Below are 15,921 nucleotides of genomic sequence, written 5' to 3' on the forward strand. Positions count from 1 at the left end.
GGCGAAGGTTTAGCCGCCCCGCCCTACGGCAGCGGGTTGCCGCCGGTCACGCCGAACACCTCGCCGGTGATGTAGCTGGACTCCTGGCTGGCCAGCAACACATACACCGGCGCACATTCGGCGGGCTGCCCCGGTCGCTTCATCGGTGTATGCGCGCCGAAGTCGGGGATTTTCTCCGGTGGCTGGCCGCCGCTGGGCTGCAGCACGGTCCAGATGGGGCCAGGGGCAACGGCGTTGACCCGGATACCGCGCTCGATCACCTGCTTGGCCAAGGCCTTGGTGAAGGCAACGATCGCGGCCTTGGTGGTGGCATAGTCGAGCAAGGTGGCCGAAGGCTGGTAGGACTGGATCGAGGCGGTGTTGATGATGGTCGCCCCCGCCGGCATCAGCGGCACGGCCGCCTGGCACAGCCAGAACAGCGCGTAGACGTTGGTTTTCAGGGTGTGGTCGAACTGCTCGTGGCTGACCTGGCTGATGTCCTTGCGCGCCTCCTGCTTGCCGGCGACGTTGACCAGGATGTCCAGGCCGCCGAGCTGCTCGTGGGCCTGGTCGACCAGTTCCTTGCAGAACTGCTCGTCCTTCAGGTCACCGGCAAGGGCCACCACCTTGCGGCCTTCGGCTTCGATCAGCTTGATGACTTCGCGGGCATCGGGTTGTTCGATGGGCAGGTAATTGAGGGCAATGTCGGCACCCTCGCGGGCGAAGGCAATGGCCACTGCCCGGCCGATGCCCGAGTCTGCGCCGGTGATCAGCGCCTTGCGCCCCGCCAGGCGGCCAAAGCCCTTGTAGGTGGTTTCGCCGTGGTCTGGTTCGGGCTGCATGTTGGCGTCCAGCCCTGGTGCTGGCTGGCCTTGGGCCGGGAACGGAGGGTGCGGGTACTGGGTCAGCGGGTTCTGCATGCTGAACTGGTCGTGCGGTTTGCTGGGCATGGGGGCCACTCCTCTGGTGAAACCGGTGTTGGCCCATTCGCGGGCTTGCCCGCTCCCACAGGTATTGAAACTGGTGGTAGTCCTGTGGGAGCGGGCAAGCCCGCGAAGGCCGTTCTACCGATTTCGAGGTAAACCGCCATCGATGGTTTTTTCCGACTGGCCCAAACACTGACCAGCGGTCGATACGTCACTCAAAGTGACTAGTTCCGTACCTCAGCTGTGTCGACATCCGGCGCATCCGGTGCATCTGGCGCGTCTGGAGCATCTGGCGCGTCGTCCACATCCGCCCTTGCAGCGTCTCTGGCTGCATTGGCAGCGACTTTGGCTTCGTCCCTGGCGGCATCTGCCGTAGCCCTGGCAGCATCTCTGGCGGCATCAGCTTCGTCTCGGGCTGCGTCGCGGGCAGCATCTGCCGCGGCCCTGGCAGCGTCTCTGGCTTCATCTGCGCCGGCTACGCCAGCAGCTTTTGCGGCGTCACGGGCTGCATCCGCCTCGGCTCTGGCAGCGTCTCTGGCGGCATCTGCAGTAGCTTTTGCCGCATCCCGGGCGGCATCTGCCTCAGCCCTTGCAGCGTCTCTGGCTGCATCAGCATCGTCTCGCGCTGCGTCCCTGGCGGCATCTGCCGCATCGTTGTCGTTGTCGTTGTCATGCGCATCGCCTGGGCCTCTGCCGGCCATGCCACCATGGTCACCATCGCCGGCCCCCGGGCCACCATGGCCGCCATGACCGCCACCGCCGTCACCGCCGTGACCACTGCCTCCGCCACCGCTGCCACCGCTGCCACCACCGTGACCGCCACCGCCTCCAGAGCCACCGCTGCCACCACCGTGACCACCGCCACCTCCAGAGCCACCGCCGCCACTACCGTGACCGCCGCCGCCTCCAGAACCACCGCTGCCACCACCGTGACCGCCGCCACCTCCAGAGCCACCGCCACCGCCGCTGCCGCCGTGGCCACCACCACCGCCGCCGCTGCCACCGTCTTTGGCATACACGCTGGAGAAACTACCGATGTAGTCGGGCACCAGGACGGTCGAGGCCGACAGGACGCCACCTATTGCCAATGCCAACAAACATTTCTTGAGCAACATGATGCACCTCCGCTTGGAGTTGCGTCGTCATCTCCGTATCGAACGCAATGACCAATGAGTTCGCAACCGCCCATGGAGCGGACAGCCAACCGGCGCGGCCATAGATCTGCAGTGTCAGCGAGCAGCTTCGGTTTCGCACGATCCTTCAGAGCCAGTCAGCATCTTTGCGTGGGAAATATTCCCACATATTAAGACTAGTACTGTCTGCCTGAGTTCAAAGGACCGAATATCAGGCCAAGGCACGTTCTAAGACTGTTGGGGCCGCTTTGCGGCCCTTCGCGGCGGTTCGGCGTCCCGACGTGCCCGCTGCCACAGGTTTGGTGCCATGCTCAGGATATGCGCGGTTCCTGTGGGAGCGGGCGAGCCCGCGAAGGGCTGCAAAGCAGCCCCAATCACGCCTGGCTGAACAGCACCTGCCTGAAAGCCTCAGCCGCCAGGTGTACCTGCACCGCCCAGTCCTGCGCCGCGTCACTGCCGGCATCATCGGAAATGTATTTCAGGCACACGAACGGGATGCCTTCGCCGCGTGCGATCAGCGCCAGCACGTAGGCTTCCATGTCGACCACGTCATAAGGTGCATCGCCATGGTTGATCTCGAAGCTGTCGCCACTGCCGCAGGTTTCCAGGGCCAGGCCGGGGATCTGCGCCCCATGCTCCAGCACCACCGGGATGTCCGACAGAGGTGTCTGGTAGCGGGCGAAGCCCAGCGGGGTCACATCCATGTCGCGCTGCACGAAGCGGGTACAGCACACCACCTCGCCCTTGCCATGGCGCTGGCTGCCGGCCGAGCCGAGGTTGACGATCAGCCTGGGCCGGCGCGCGGCAATGGCCTTGGTCAGGGCGATGGCGGCATTGACCTTGCCGATGCCGGTGAACACGGTGTTGACGTCAGCGAATACATCGCCGGCCTCGGCTTCGAGGGCGAAGACAAACAACGTGTCGTCCAGGGAAATGTCGGGGAATTGCTTGATCAGCATCATGGCGCAGGTGGTTCCGAGTGGCTGCGAAAGGCGCGGCCATTTTCGGCAAACCCCGGCTAATTGCAAGCCCCGGCGGCCACCACGGCCCGTAACGCCTGCACCCTGCCCAGGCCGGCAGCGCTGGCCTGAGCCAGGCATTGCAGTTGCTGGTCGGCATGGGTGCCGTCGCGCAGCAGGCGTTGTGCATGGTGGAAGGCGCGCTCGGCGTCTGCGGTGTCGATCGGCAACTGCTCCTGCAATTGAGCCAACCAACCTTCGGCCGTGACCGGCTGTTGCTCATGCAGGCCAATGAACTCGCCCTGGCGCCCATGACGCATGGCGCGCCAGTAGTTTTCCTGGGTGATCCAGCGCTGTTCGCGGTTGCAGGCCGCCGGGTCATGCCGGTACACGATGCTGTGCTCCACCAGGTGACGAAACAGCGCAGCGATGCACAGCGCGTCCTCCAGCCGCGGGCAGCCGTCGCAGATGCGCAGCTCGACCGTCGGGAAACGCCGCGAAGGCCGGATCGCCCACCAGAAGTCGCCATCCGCGGCTAGCGACCCTGTGCGTTGCAGCAATGCACGGTAGCGCTCGTAGGCGGCCCAGTCCGGCAACGGCTCGGGCAAGCCCATGTGCGGCCATTCCCCGCAAATCACCCGACGATAGCTCATGTAGCCGGTGCACTGGCCTTCCCACAGCGGGGATGACGCACTCAGCACCAGCAACAGGGGCAACCAGCCCAGTACGCGGTTGATCAATTGCATGCGGTCGCAACCTGGCGGTACGCCCACGTGTACATGCAGGCCGTTGAGCAGGCTGCGCCGCGCCACATGCCGGTAGTCAGCGAACAGTTGCTGGTAGTGCGCCGGGGTAGCAGGTTTCTGCCGCAGCCAGGCGGCATTGGGGTGGCTCGCCGCACCGTACAGGCCCATGCCCTCTTCGGCCAGCGCTGTGTTCAGCTGCTGGCGGCTGTGCTGGAAGAACTCGCGTGCCTCGAACAGGTTGGCGAACACCGGCGAGGCCACCTCGATCTGGCTGCGGAACATTTCCTGGGCAAAATGCTGGCCCAGCGCCTTGCGACAACGCCCGACCACGGCTGGCGAAGGTGTGGCTGGCACCTGCCCTGTGTCCAGGTTCACCAGCAGGTATTCTTCCTCGATGCCGAACGTGCAGGGTCGGGCCATGCTGCCTCAGCTGTTGCGGGTAACTGTGAGCACCACCGCGGCGATGCGCTCGACCTGCTCGTAACCGGGTTCGTTCAGTTGCTCGCCGAACACGTCCGGGTCGATTTCCCGATACACCCAGGACCATTCCGGGCCCGCCAGGCGCAGGCGAATGGCTTCGAGCAAGGCGTCCCGGCCTTCGACGATCGCCACGCCGGTATACAACAGTAGCGAGCCCCCCGAGCCGAGCCGCTCGCAGGCTTGTTCGACGATCCGCAGCGAAAGCTGCGCGCCGAGCGAACCGCCGCCATGCCGATAGGTACGTTCGCTGGCATCGAGCATGTACGGCGGGTTGGCAACGATAAGGTCGAACAGCCCGGTAATGCCGCCGAGCAGGTCACTTGGCTCCACGGACACATTGCTCAGGCCCGCCAATGCCGCGTTGATCGCGGTGTAACGCAGCGCGAGCGGGTTGATATCCACGGCGCTGACCTGGGCATGGGGAGCCGCCCGGGCAATCAGCAAGGCGCCCACACCCGTGCCGCAACCGATATCCACGGCATGCTCGACACGCTTTGGCGTGCGTTGCAAGTGATCATGGATGACCTGGGCGAAACGGTAACTGTCGGGGCCGAAAAACACCGCGTCGGAATGTTGGGTGGGGTACGCGGAGTGCACCAGCAGCAGGTCGTCGAGCGTGGACCAGCGCACGCGGCTGATCAGCAAATCACCGTGCTCCTCGAGTACCTGGGCCTGCCGCATCTGGTCCAGCTCATCGGCAGAAACCAGTGACGAACGGAACGGACGGTTCCAGCCGAACACATCGCGCACTGTCCTGGCCTGCCCGGCTTCCGGGCGCGCATTCACGCGAGCATGGGTTGCCGGGGTGACGCAAGTGAAGCGGTAGCCGTCGGCGCGCAGGCGCCTGCCTAGTTGCAGCACTGCCTGGTCAGCCTGGGTCTGTTGCGGATCGAGCAGCATCAGCGGGTGATCTCCTGAACAAGGCCGGTAGCACGCATATAGCGCCGAGTGGCCAGCAAGCCTTCCGGTGTTGCATGGCGGTTACCGGACATCGTGTCGATCAACGTCTCGATATCGGCGTCCGCGGCAGGAGTGGAAAGCGCATCATCCGATTGCACTTGCACCTCCCAGCTGCCAGGCAGCACGCGGCGCCCCCGGGCTTGCCAACCTGCCGCGATCCAGTCGTGCCATAGTTGTTTTTCATACGCCGTGAACACGCCATACATCGGTGCCGAGGGGCCGTCGATGAGCCCCCACCAGCGGCTATTGGCGGGTGCTTCACCACGGCGGATCCAGCCCTGCGCCTGCAGGGCCTGCAGAAACGCGGGCATGGCGCCGGGTTCGGCCAGCCATTGGTTGACGGTACGCTTTTGCAGGCGGCAATGGTCGGAATGCATGAACTGGCCAAAATTGCGCTTGTGCTCCAGTGCCGACAGCAATTCGGATTCAAGATCGAAGCTGCTGATCAGGCTGGGTGTATCAAGCCCCAGGTCGTTCAAGCGGTACCCACTGCGCACCCGCTGGTAGAACTGGCCAGCGTCGTCGGCCGGGCAGAGTTGGCGTAGCGCCTGGATGGACAGATGCGCATGCCCGCTGGCCGCGTTGTCGATGGTCACGTGAAGCTGGAAATAATGGCCATCGATGCCCAATTCCGCCAGTTCGTAGGTGGTGATCAGCAGATGCAACGGTGGTTGTTCATAGCCCAGGTTGTAGCCGATCACCTCGGGAAGGAAATCATCGCCGTGGCGCCCCAATGCCAATTGCAAGGCGCCCTGCAGGTAACGTTGGTCGTCCAGTTCAGGCATACCCAGGCAACCCAGCCGGCTCAACAGCCGTTGGTAGATCAGCACATGGTTGCAGCGCGGATCACCGCCACCCAGTTCTTCCAGGTAGGTGCGAATCAGGCCGTGATAGCGCGGATCGCTCCACTGTCGCAAGGTACTGTGCAGCCATGCCCCGTCCACTGCCTTGGTGGGCGCCACTTGTTGCAGGAACCACAACGCCTGGGCGCGGTTGGCAAAATAGCGCCGCGGCGCGCCTTGGCGTCGTTGCTCGAGGTAACTGGCATAGGCCTCGGCCACCTGGTTTGCATGGCTAGCGCTCCAGGCTTGCAGCTGAGCAGGATCGGCAGGCAGGTCATCCGGCAAACGCTGCGCGCGTGCCAATTGTTCGCTCAGCCACGCCGCGCTCGTGGTGTCGTGGGCCACGAGCAACTTGTGGTAACGCTCCTTCAGGCCTGGCCCATTTGCCGAAGCCGGTATCACCGCGCCGGTCTTGCGGGTCATTACCGTCATGCCGTAGTCCTTGTCCGCGTTTTATTGGCTGGGTTTCTGGCCAGGCATCGGCTCGGGGTCCGGCGCAGGTTGGGGAGCAGGTTGGTCGCCGGGTTGCTGCATCTGCAGCGAAGGTTTGCTTTGGTCGGCATCCTTTGCCGGGTGGTCGTTGTCCCGGTCGAAACAGCCACCCAGCAAGCCAAGCGTGCCCACCAGCGCTATCAGAGGGATCAATCGCATGGGGTTCTCCTCATGTGCAGAATCGCAGTGCCCGATCACCCGGGCACTGCGTAGCCTCACTTACGAACGGCCGCCCTTGCGGCCCGATTCGCTGGTACGGCCACCACCGGATTGCTGGCCGCCCTTGCGCCCAGCTTCGGAGGCTTTTTCGCGGTCATTGGCAAAGTTGCCCGGGTTCTTGTTGCCACCCTGGCTGCCTTGCTGGTTGCCGGTGCGGCTGTTCTCTTTGTTGGCCATGGTCTTAAACCTCGTATGACTTCGGAATGCACGGCATTACCTGCCGTACACCAGTTGGGAGTTCGGTCATTTCGGCGGATTCGGTTTAATGCGAAGCGTTCGGACCAACGGCATTAAATAAGCGGCATCAGCATATTTGGCGCGCCTGTCAGTCGCGCGATGTGGTATCCAGGCGTGCCTGTCGCCTTCCCAGCAAACCTCCGGTCATCGCCCAGCCCAGGGCAATCAGCGTACCGATCAACATCGCCAGTTGCGGGTACTCGCCCATCACATCCAGCCCCCGCTTGACCCAGCCGCTGAGCGCATCACCGCCGCGGTAGACCACGGTGTCGATGAAGTTCTTGGCCTTGTACTTGTCCTCGGCGGGCAGCACGGTGAACAGCATCTCCCGCCCCGGCCGCACCAGCGCGTACTCACCGGCCCGGCGCACCACCATCACCACCACGAACACGGCGAACACCGGGGCCAGTGCCAGCCACAGGAAGCCCGCAGCCATCACCAGCGGCACCGCCACCAGCAGCACGCCCACCCCCAGGCGGCGGGCAAGGCGCCCGGTGAGGAACACCTGGGTGAGGATGGCCAAGGCCTGTACCACGGTGTCGATCAGGCCGAACACCTGGGTTTGCCGGGTACGGTCGGTGAAGGTTTCGCTGACGATGCGCGCCTGTTCGAAATACAGGAAGGTACTGACACTGGCGAGCAACACCACGAACAGGGCAATGCCCAGCAGGTAGGGCGAGCGCAGTACGGCAGTGGCACCGGCAAACGGGTTGCCGCCCAGTGGCCGGGAACCTGCCCGCTCGGCTTGCGCCGGCAGTGGATGCCGCGTTCGCCAGCGTTGCAGGTACAACGTGGCGCCGATGCTGCCCAGCAGCAACGCCGCGGCCAGCACCAGCAACCCGGCATGGCCCAGCGGCGCCACCAGCAGCGTGCCCAGGATGGGGCCACTGAGCCCACCCAGGCTGGCCCCGGCCGCCAGCAGGCCGAACAGGCGCTTGCCTTGCGCTGTGGAAAACAGGTCGGCGAGCACGCTCCAGGCCAGCGAGATGCTCAGCAGGTTGAACACCGACAACCAGATGTAGAAGGCCCGAGCCGTCCACGAAGCTTCCGGATTGCGGGCAAACAGCACGGCGAACAGCAGCAGGTTGCTGGCGAAGAAGCCGTAGGTCCAGGGCAGGATGTACCGGCGCTGCACCTTGGAGGCCAGCCAGCCAAACAACGGCAGGCACGCCAGGGTGGCGATGAAGGTGCCGGTGAACAGCCATTGCAGGTTGTCCACGCCACCGGCAACGCCCATGGTTTCGCGCACCGGGCGCAGCATGAAATAGCCAGTGAACAACAGGTAGAACAGCAGCAAACCGGCGATCACCACCGGCCCTTCGCCGGGCTGGATGTTCAGCCCCTGGTCCAGGCGCCGCCGCCAGGCTGCCATGGTGTCAGGCAAACTGCTTGATCAGCGCCTGTTGCTGCGCCTGGGTCAGCAACGGCCCGTGCCCGGCCTTGAGCTGGTCAAGTTGGCGCTCGGGCCGGCTGGTCGCGGGGATGACCGTGGTCACCGCCGGGTGACTGATGGCGAACTTCAGAAACAGCTGCGCCCAGCTGCCGATACCTGCCTCTGCGGCCCAGCCGGGCAAGGCCTGGTCCTTCACCCGGGCGAACAGGCGGCCATCGTCGAATGCCCGGTTGATCAGCACGGCGACGCCTTTGTCCTGGCACAGCGGCAGCAGTTCGCGGGCGGCGTCGGGGGCATTGACCGAGTAGTTGATCTGGATGAAGTCCAGCGGTTCGCTGCGCACGATGCGGGCGACCTCGTCCTGGCCACTGTTCAGGTAATGGGTAATGCCGACATAGCGGGTCTTGCCCTGCTGCTTCAACTCGCGGGCATAGGGCAGTTGGGTCTGCCAGTCGCGCAGGTTGTGGATCTGCAGCAAGTCGACCTTGTCGGTGCGCAGGCTCTCGAGGCTGCCGGCCCATTGCGCTTCGGCGTCTGCCCGGCTGTCGGCGGCGATCTTGGTGGCGATGAAGCACTGCCGGTGCCAGCCGCCCTCTTCCAGCAGCTGGCCGAGAATGCTGTCGGCGCCGCCGTAGTTGGGCGAGGTGTCGATGACCCGGCCACCGCCTTCGAAGAACGCCTTCAGTACAACTTTCAGCTGCTGGTACTGGGCCGAACCGGCTTGCACTTCGAAACTGCCGGAGGTACCGGCACCGATCACCGGCAGCGCTTCACCGGTGCTCGGCACGTTGCGGGTCAGCAAGCCCGCCGGGGCAGCGGCGTGCAACCAGGGGCTGGCGGCCAGCAAGCCCAAGGTAGCACCCGCACGTAGGACATCACGACGTGCGTACATGGAAAAGCTCCCGTCACGAAGCGGAAACTTTCAAGGCTAGCCGCTGTACCCCGCTGCGTCCGGTGTTTCTGTATCTGGATGTTTAGCGATCAGGCTTGCAGCAGCAGGCTCAGGTCGACACCCGTCTCGCTCATGGGCGGGCACCAGTAGTAACCACCGGTCAGTGGCCGGCTGAAGCGGTACAGGCCGTCGATGATGCCGTCCTCCAGGCCGCTCATGCGCCGCAGCTGCACCTCGAACGCATCGAAGCTGTGGCCCAGGGCCACGAAGGCCAGGCCAGCGCCACGTTGGTCTGCCCAGGCCACCGAACGACGGACGATGAACGCTTCTGGTTCGAAGCTTTCCTGGGCCGTGCGCTTGACGTGGGCGGACTCGGGGGCGTCGTCGAGCTCTTCGTTGTCGCTGAGGCGGCGCCCGATGATGTTGTCCTGGTCGGCCTGGGGCAGCGACTTGAAGTACTCCAGGTCGTGCTTCCATAACTGGAACGCGGCAAAGCTGGAGCCATCGGCGCCAATGGCCGCTTGCACGGCCTCTTCGTCCACCGGGTTTTCGGTGCCGTCCTCATAGCCGGTCAGGTCATGGCCGCCACGGTGCAGGAAGCCGTCGACGCTGTCGGCCAGGCGCAGGGCCGGTGCCAATGCCAGCTCCAAGGCCTGGGCCCGCAGCAGCAAGTCGCCGCGCTCGTTGCCGCGCAGCCACAGCCACAGGGCGTGTTGGGTGCTGGGGTTCTCCACTGCAGCATCCAGCTGCGGGAAGGCGCGCAAGCCAGGTACTTCACGGCCCAGGGCCTTGGCCAGCGGGGCGCCGACACCCAGGATCAGCTGTTCGCCATCGACCTGCGGCAGCAAGGCATCCAGGGCGGCAGGCAGGGCCTCTGGCGACTGCAGGGTGAAGAACAGGTGACGGGCGTGGGCCGGCACCGGGGTGGCAAGCAGACCTTGCTGGAACGGCATGACAGGCTAATCCTCGGTAAAAACCGGAATGCTACTGCGCCTGCAGGCCTACTGCAACGCGGCATACAGCCTCGCTGGCCGCTGCGCTTGGTAACAAACGGTTACCAAGGGCTGGCGCTTTGCAATTAGCTATCAATCAGGGCCGACCTACACTCCTCGGGATCCTTCGCCCGAGAGACCGCCCATGACCGCATCACCTTTGCTCACCGCCTTTCTGCCGTTGGCCCTGGGCATCATCATGCTCGGCCTCGGGTTATCGCTGACCCTGGCCGACTTCGCCCGCGTGGTGAAATACCCCAAGCCGGTGGTGGTAGGCCTGGTTTGCCAGATCCTGCTGCTGCCGCTGGTGTGCTTCCTGATTGCCAACGGCTTTGGCCTGGAGTCGGCCCTGGCGGTGGGGTTGATGCTGCTGGCCGCCTCGCCTGGCGGGACCACGGCGAACCTTTTCAGCCACCTGGCCCATGGCGATGTGGCGTTGAATATCACCCTGACGGCGGTCAACTCGCTGATCGCGATCCTGACCATGCCACTGCTGGTGAACCTGTCGCTGAGCTGGTTCATGGCATCGGACCAGGCCATACCGCTGCAATTTGCCAAGGTGATGCAGGTGTTCGCCATCGTCCTGCTACCGGTGGCGCTGGGCATGCTGGTTCGCCGCTTCGCACCCGCTTTTGCCGCGCGCATGGAGAAGCCGATGAAGCTGGTGGCCGCGTTGTTCCTGGCGTTCACCATCGTCCTGGCGCTGGCCAAGGACTGGCAGACCGTGGTTGCGTACGCGCCGGTGGTGGGCCTGGCCGCGCTGCTGTTCAACCTGCTGAGCCTGAGCGTGGGCTACTGGGTGCCGCGCCTGTTGAACATTCCCAAGCGCCAGGCGATTGCCATCGGCATGGAGATCGGCATCCACAACGGCACCTTGGCGATTGCCCTGGCATTGAGCCCTTCGTTGCTGAACAACGCCACCATGGCGGTGCCGGCGGCGCTGTACAGCCTGATCATGTTCTTCACCGCGGCGGCGTTTGGCTGGTGGGTGAGCCGCGGGCATGTGGCGGCGCAGCCCAAGGGTGAAACGGTGAATTGAGGGCCTTTCCACGTACCCTGTGGGAGCGGGTTTACCCGCGAAGAATCCAACTCGGTGCATGGCACCGGCTGCGCCGGTGTTCGCGGCTGAAGCCGCTCCCACAGGGTCCCTGCTGACTCAATGAGTCATGTGCAGTTGCATCATCGTGGGCTGCTCTGCCAGTCCCTGTCACAACTGGCTGCGCTTACGCCGCAACTGCTGTTTCAGCACCTTCAACGGCGGTGCATAGAAAAACCCGAACGACACACTCCCCTTGCGCCCCTTCACCGCGTGATGCAACCGGTGCGCGCGATGCAAACGCTTGAGGTAGCGGTTGACCGGCCGTGGCTTGCGTGGCCAGTGCCGATGAAAGAACCCGTCGTGGGCCACGACATACAGCACGCCATACCCCGCCACCCCGCCGCCCACCCACTGCAAGGGCGCATAACCACCCTTGCCCAGGGCCACCAGCAGCGTGGCAGTCAGCCCCAGGGCCACCAGGTACAGGTCATTGGTTTCGAGCATGCCCAGCTGCGGCTCATGGTGCGAGCGGTGCAGCCACCAGCCCCAGCCATGCATGATGTACTTGTGAGCCAGCGTGCCAACGCCCTCCATGGCCACCAGGGTGCCGAACAGCACGGCGAGATTGAACAGCATGGAACGGTCCGGGGGATGGCAAGGGAAGGCGCAAGAGTACCGATTGCCCGCATTTTTTTCCATGCAGGCGTGACCGGTAGCAGGCCCATTGCGGATGAAGCCATTGTCATGTTTTTGCCCTTGACCTGGCCTGCCACGGGGCGTAAGGTCCGCGGCGCAATTTTGCATCCCTGAACAGGAGACCTGCATTGGACAGTAGCCCCAGTCGCATGCGACAGGCCCACGTGGCGCGCTAGTCCGGCAGTGTCCTGCACTGTCTGGCCGGCCTGGCAAGACGGTGGTTTCTTGTAATCCCCCTCTTCTTCCTCCCCCTTCGTGGTCTTGCGCATTTTCTGGTTTTTCAACCGCGCCAGCTGATGGCGTTCTTGCGGGCGTGTGCCCGTGGAAGAGGTTTGCTATGGATTGGAAAGTATTTCTGCTGCGTGTCAGCATCGCCCTGCTGCTGGGGGCGCTGATCGGCGCCGAACGTCAACTGCGCCAGCGCCTGACCGGGCTGCGCACCAATGCACTGGTCAGCACCGGTGCCTGCCTGTTCGTGCTGATGACCCAGGCGGTGCCGGGCATGGCGCCCACCGATGCGTCGCGTATCGCCGCGTACGTGGTATCGGGCATCGGTTTTCTTGGTGGCGGCGTGATCATGCGCGACGGGTTCAACGTACGTGGCCTGAACACCGCCGCCACGCTGTGGTGCACGGCCGCGGTCGGCGTGCTGTGCAGCCTCGGGCTGCTGCTGGAAGCGACGCTGGGTAGCCTGGTGGTGCTGTGTGCCAATATCCTTTTGCGCGACATTGCCCAGCGCCTGGACCGCCAGGACGTGGTGCCGGCCAGCGAGGTGGAACAGCACTTCGAGGTGCGCATCGTCTGCCGCGCCGAGGACGAGATCCAGGTCCGCAGCCTGATGTTGCACAGCCTCGGCGACCCGCAGCTGCGCCTGCAGTCACTGCACAGCGAAGACCTGGCGAACCCCGCACGCCTGGAAGTGCGCGCCGAACTGCTCGGCACCGCGCAGGCACCAGCGCAACTGGAACGGTTGGTCAGCCGGGTCAGCCTGGAGAAAGGTGTAAGCTCGGTGCGCTGGCAATTGCAGCCGCAGGTGCTGGCGGCAGACTAGAACGAAAGGACTTCTTCATGCGCATTCGCCCTACCCTCGAGCAAGACATTCAATGGCTGCCGGGCGTCGAACGCTCGGCTGCCCAGGCCTTTGCCGCCCGGCCGGCGCTGGCATGGCTGGCGCAAGGAGATGTGATGGACTGCGGCACCCATCAGGCATTTGTCGAAGCTGGCGGGAGCTGGGTGGCCGAGGGGCCGGATGGGCGCATTCTGGGGTTTGCCTGTGCCCGGTTCGAGGATCAGGCGCTGCATCTTCATGAAATTTCGGTGCGCCGGGAGGCCCAGGGGCAAGGTGTCGGGCGCAAGCTGCTGCAGCAGGTGGCCGATGCGGCGCGCCAGGCGGCGGTGCGGGAGCTGACCTTGACCACCTTTGCCGATGTGCCGTGGAATGCGCCGTTCTACGCGCGGTTGGGGTTCGAGGTGATCGATGAGGGGCTGCTGGATGCACGCTTGCAGCAGATTCTGGCCGAGGAGCGTGCCCATGGGCTTGAGGGCCGTTGTGCGATGCGCCTTGGCGTAGATAACTAGACCCCCGGGGCTGCTTTGCAGCCCATCGCCGGCAAGCCAGCTCCCACAGGGACCGCGCATTGCCAAAGAGATGCACATTACCTGTGGGAGCTGGCTTGCCGGCGATGGGGCCGGTACAGGCAACCCAAGCCTTCACTCATCTACACTCACCACCGAACTTTCTGCCACACAATACCCATCCCGCCCCTGGCGCTTGGCCTGGTACAGCGCCGCATCCGCTGCCGCCATCAGGCGCTCGGCCGTCACTCCCTCCCGCGCCAGGTCACCCACGGCAATCCCCGCACTGAACGACACCCGCCCCAGTGGGCTGCCCGCATGCTCCAGCGGCTGCCGACGCAACAGCTGTTGCACTTCCTGCATCAGCAGTTCCGCCCCGCGAACATCGGTATCAGGCAGCAGCAATGTGAACTCCTCGCCGCCATAGCGCACAGCCAGGTCGGCCGGCCGCTTCAGTGCCTGCTGCAGCACCTCGGCAAAGCGCCGCAGGCACTGGTCACCCGCGGGGTGCCCGTAACGGTCGTTGTAGGCCTTGAAGTAATCCAGGTCGAGCATCACCAGCGCCAGCGGATAGCCCTGGCGTCGCGCCCGGCGCAGCTCCGGCTCGAACACGGCATCCAGCCGTCGGCGGTTACCCAGGCCGGTCAGGCTGTCGGTCAATGCCAGGGCCTTCAGGGTCTGGTGTGCCTGGTGCAGCGCCCGCTCGATGACGATACGCTCGCGCAACTGGCGCAACACCACGCCACCAAAGGCCGCCAACCCCACCAGCAACAGCAGCAAGACCGCCACCGACTTGATCGCATCGTGTCGCCAGGGCGCAACGATCGACTCCCGCGACAAGCCCGCCTCCACTACCAACGGGTAGCTGCCCAGCGCGCGAAAGCCATACAGCCGTGGCGTGCCGTCCACCACGGCGACCGCCTCGGCCACCCCTTCGCTTGCATACGGCAGGTGCTTGCGGAAGATCTCGCTGCTGCTCAGGCTGCGGCCCACCACCTGCTCGACGAACGGCCGCCGTACCAGGATGGTGCCGTCGCGCTTGGCCAGCACCAGCGCGCCACGTTCGTCGATCTTGAAGTCGCCGTAGTAACGCACAAACCACTCCACCTTGATGGTGCCCAGCAGCACCCCGGCGAAGCTGCCATCGGCATATTGCAGGCGTCGTGAAATGGGGATGATCAGGTCGCCAGTGGAACGGCTGCGCACCACCGAACCGATGTGTACCCCACGGTCGGTATGGTCGCGGTGGTAGATGAAGTAGTCGCGGTCGGCATTGTTGGCATTGGGCGGGACTACCGCCTGGTCGGTCACGATCCAGCTGCCATCCGGGCCATACACGAACAACCCGTGCAACTGCGGCATGATGCTTTTCTGCTGCACCAGCAAGGTATGCAGACGCGGCCGGTCGATGTGCTCGAAGCCGTCGCCTTCCAGGCGCTCGGCCAGCGCCGCGGTAATTGCGTCGACCTGGCGGATGGCGTCTTCGGCATGCTGCGCCGTGGCCCGGGCCAGGTTGGTGACCATGTTTTCGGCGTTGGTGAAGGCGTGCCGGTAGTCGCGCCAGATACGCCAGCCTTCCACCACGACGAAGGCCAGCATCACCACCAGCATGAACGCCAGTACCAGGCGGAACAGCGCCACGGCGCGGCCCTCGCCTGTTATCGCGAAGAACCCGTCTTCATCCTGTTTCCTGGCTGCACACATTGAAATCCCTAGCCATACCGCGTTCGCCGCCTTTCACTATAGTTCAGCACCACCTGGGCGCAGCCGGCCAGGAAAAAGATTAAACCTTTGCCGCCCGTGCACCCTCAACCGTACGCGACACTGAGGTCGCGCCACGGTTTAAGGAGTGAAGCATGAGCAGTCTCTTCATCAAGCGCGTCGGTTTCTCCATGGTGCTGGGCCTGGCATCGGTACACGCGATGGCGGCAAGTTCCGATGACTTCGTCGAAGCGGCCACCGAGGCCGGTATTGCCGAAGTGGTCACCGGCAAGCTGGCTCTGGAAAAAACTCAGAATGCCGAAATCAAGACCTTCGCCCAGCAGATGGTCACTGACCACACCAAGGCCAATCAGAAACTCGGCGACATCGCTCGCAAGCTCGATATATCCGTACCCGATGAGGCGGCAATAACCGACAAGGTCAAGAAAATGATCCTGGAATGGCGGGAGGAGTCGTTTGACAAGTCTTACGTCAACAACCAGGTCGACGCTCACGAAAAGGCGGTGGAGCTGTTCAAGAAGGAAGCGGCATCGTCCGACAAGGCTGAACTGAAGGCCTTTGCCAGCGAAACCCTGCCCAAACTCGAACAGCATCTGGAGCATGCCAAGGCGCTTCAGGCCAAACACGGCAAGTGAGGCC

16 protein-coding genes and 1 pseudogene are annotated in these 15,921 nt (G+C 64.3%); 4 read left to right on the forward strand and 13 right to left on the reverse strand.

From position 1 onward, the window contains the following. Positions 1–23: 23 nt before the first annotated feature. The 11 genes and pseudogenes from ABNP31_RS13325 to ABNP31_RS13375 all read right to left on the reverse strand — a co-directional run bounded on the left by ABNP31_RS13325 (position 24) and on the right by ABNP31_RS13375 (position 10,211). Positions 24–929: an SDR family oxidoreductase gene (locus ABNP31_RS13325; protein ID WP_075045213.1), complete on the reverse strand. Its 906-nt coding sequence runs from the start codon at positions 927–929 to the stop codon at positions 24–26. 451 nt (positions 930–1,380) lie between these two features. After that, positions 1,381–1,920, reverse strand: a complete 540-nt coding sequence (locus tag ABNP31_RS13330; RefSeq protein WP_350012362.1) for a hypothetical protein — start codon at positions 1,918–1,920, stop codon at positions 1,381–1,383. 492 nt (positions 1,921–2,412) lie between these two features. Continuing rightward, positions 2,413–3,000, reverse strand: coding sequence for a nucleosidase (locus ABNP31_RS13335; RefSeq protein WP_085615705.1), 588 nt, complete (start codon positions 2,998–3,000; stop codon positions 2,413–2,415). A 56-nt stretch (positions 3,001–3,056) separates the two neighbouring features. Then, positions 3,057–4,163 (reverse strand): carboxylate-amine ligase, encoded by a 1,107-nt coding sequence (locus ABNP31_RS13340; RefSeq protein WP_350012363.1) that lies wholly within the window; start codon positions 4,161–4,163, stop codon positions 3,057–3,059. A gap of 6 nt (positions 4,164–4,169) precedes the next feature. Beyond that, positions 4,170–5,123: a methyltransferase gene (locus tag ABNP31_RS13345; protein WP_085664830.1), complete on the reverse strand. Its 954-nt coding sequence runs from the start codon at positions 5,121–5,123 to the stop codon at positions 4,170–4,172. Further along, the gene (locus ABNP31_RS13350; protein ID WP_350012364.1) at positions 5,123–6,457 is read right to left on the reverse strand and encodes an iron-containing redox enzyme family protein; all 1,335 of its coding nucleotides are present in this window, start codon (positions 6,455–6,457) and stop codon (positions 5,123–5,125) included. Before ABNP31_RS13350 ends, ABNP31_RS13345 begins: the two co-directional genes overlap by 1 nt. Before the next feature lie 21 nt (positions 6,458–6,478). Next, positions 6,479–6,676, reverse strand: a complete 198-nt coding sequence (locus ABNP31_RS13355) for a hypothetical protein (protein WP_085664828.1) — start codon at positions 6,674–6,676, stop codon at positions 6,479–6,481. 60 nt (positions 6,677–6,736) lie between these two features. Then, a pseudogene (locus ABNP31_RS13360) lies at positions 6,737–6,856 on the reverse strand (general stress protein); the annotation flags it as partial. Positions 6,857–7,061: 205 nt separating this feature from the next. Beyond that, positions 7,062–8,345, reverse strand: a complete 1,284-nt coding sequence (locus ABNP31_RS13365; protein WP_350013420.1) for an NTP/NDP exchange transporter — start codon at positions 8,343–8,345, stop codon at positions 7,062–7,064. A 4-nt stretch (positions 8,346–8,349) separates the two neighbouring features. Next, a complete protein-coding gene (locus ABNP31_RS13370; RefSeq protein ID WP_085692582.1) occupies positions 8,350–9,258 on the reverse strand; it encodes an aldo/keto reductase in 909 nt (302 codons plus the stop codon). A gap of 89 nt (positions 9,259–9,347) precedes the next feature. Next, positions 9,348–10,211, reverse strand: coding sequence for a Dyp-type peroxidase (locus ABNP31_RS13375; protein ID WP_085615693.1), 864 nt, complete (start codon positions 10,209–10,211; stop codon positions 9,348–9,350). 184 nt (positions 10,212–10,395) lie between these two features. Here ABNP31_RS13375 and ABNP31_RS13380 point away from each other — a divergent pair, with 184 nt between their 5' ends. Beyond that, on the forward strand, positions 10,396–11,289 hold the full coding sequence (locus ABNP31_RS13380; RefSeq protein ID WP_025339072.1) for a bile acid:sodium symporter family protein: 894 nt from the start codon (positions 10,396–10,398) through the stop codon (positions 11,287–11,289). Between the two features lie 168 nt (positions 11,290–11,457). Here ABNP31_RS13380 and ABNP31_RS13385 read toward each other — a convergent pair whose 3' ends face one another. Further along, on the reverse strand, positions 11,458–11,925 hold the full coding sequence (locus ABNP31_RS13385; RefSeq protein ID WP_350012365.1) for a sterol desaturase family protein: 468 nt from the start codon (positions 11,923–11,925) through the stop codon (positions 11,458–11,460). Positions 11,926–12,322: 397 nt separating this feature from the next. On the opposite strand from ABNP31_RS13385, the gene ABNP31_RS13390 reads away from it, so the two are divergent. After that, positions 12,323–13,036 carry an MgtC/SapB family protein gene (locus ABNP31_RS13390; protein WP_085664824.1) on the forward strand — a complete coding sequence of 238 codons (714 nt, stop codon included), beginning with the start codon at positions 12,323–12,325 and terminating at the stop codon, positions 13,034–13,036. A 17-nt stretch (positions 13,037–13,053) separates the two neighbouring features. After that, positions 13,054–13,563 (forward strand): GNAT family N-acetyltransferase, encoded by a 510-nt coding sequence (locus tag ABNP31_RS13395; protein WP_085664823.1) that lies wholly within the window; start codon positions 13,054–13,056, stop codon positions 13,561–13,563. A gap of 132 nt (positions 13,564–13,695) precedes the next feature. Here the strand turns inward: ABNP31_RS13395 and ABNP31_RS13400 are convergent, their stop codons facing one another. After that, positions 13,696–15,264 carry a sensor domain-containing diguanylate cyclase gene (locus ABNP31_RS13400; protein ID WP_085664822.1) on the reverse strand — a complete coding sequence of 523 codons (1,569 nt, stop codon included), beginning with the start codon at positions 15,262–15,264 and terminating at the stop codon, positions 13,696–13,698. A 152-nt stretch (positions 15,265–15,416) separates the two neighbouring features. On the opposite strand from ABNP31_RS13400, the gene ABNP31_RS13405 reads away from it, so the two are divergent. After that, positions 15,417–15,917, forward strand: a complete 501-nt coding sequence (locus ABNP31_RS13405) for a DUF4142 domain-containing protein (protein WP_085664821.1) — start codon at positions 15,417–15,419, stop codon at positions 15,915–15,917. The last annotated feature ends 4 nt before the right edge of the window (positions 15,918–15,921 follow it).

The sequence above is a fragment of the Pseudomonas asiatica genome (assembly GCF_040214835.1).
GTDB lineage: Bacteria > Pseudomonadota > Gammaproteobacteria > Pseudomonadales > Pseudomonadaceae > Aquipseudomonas > Aquipseudomonas putida_Z.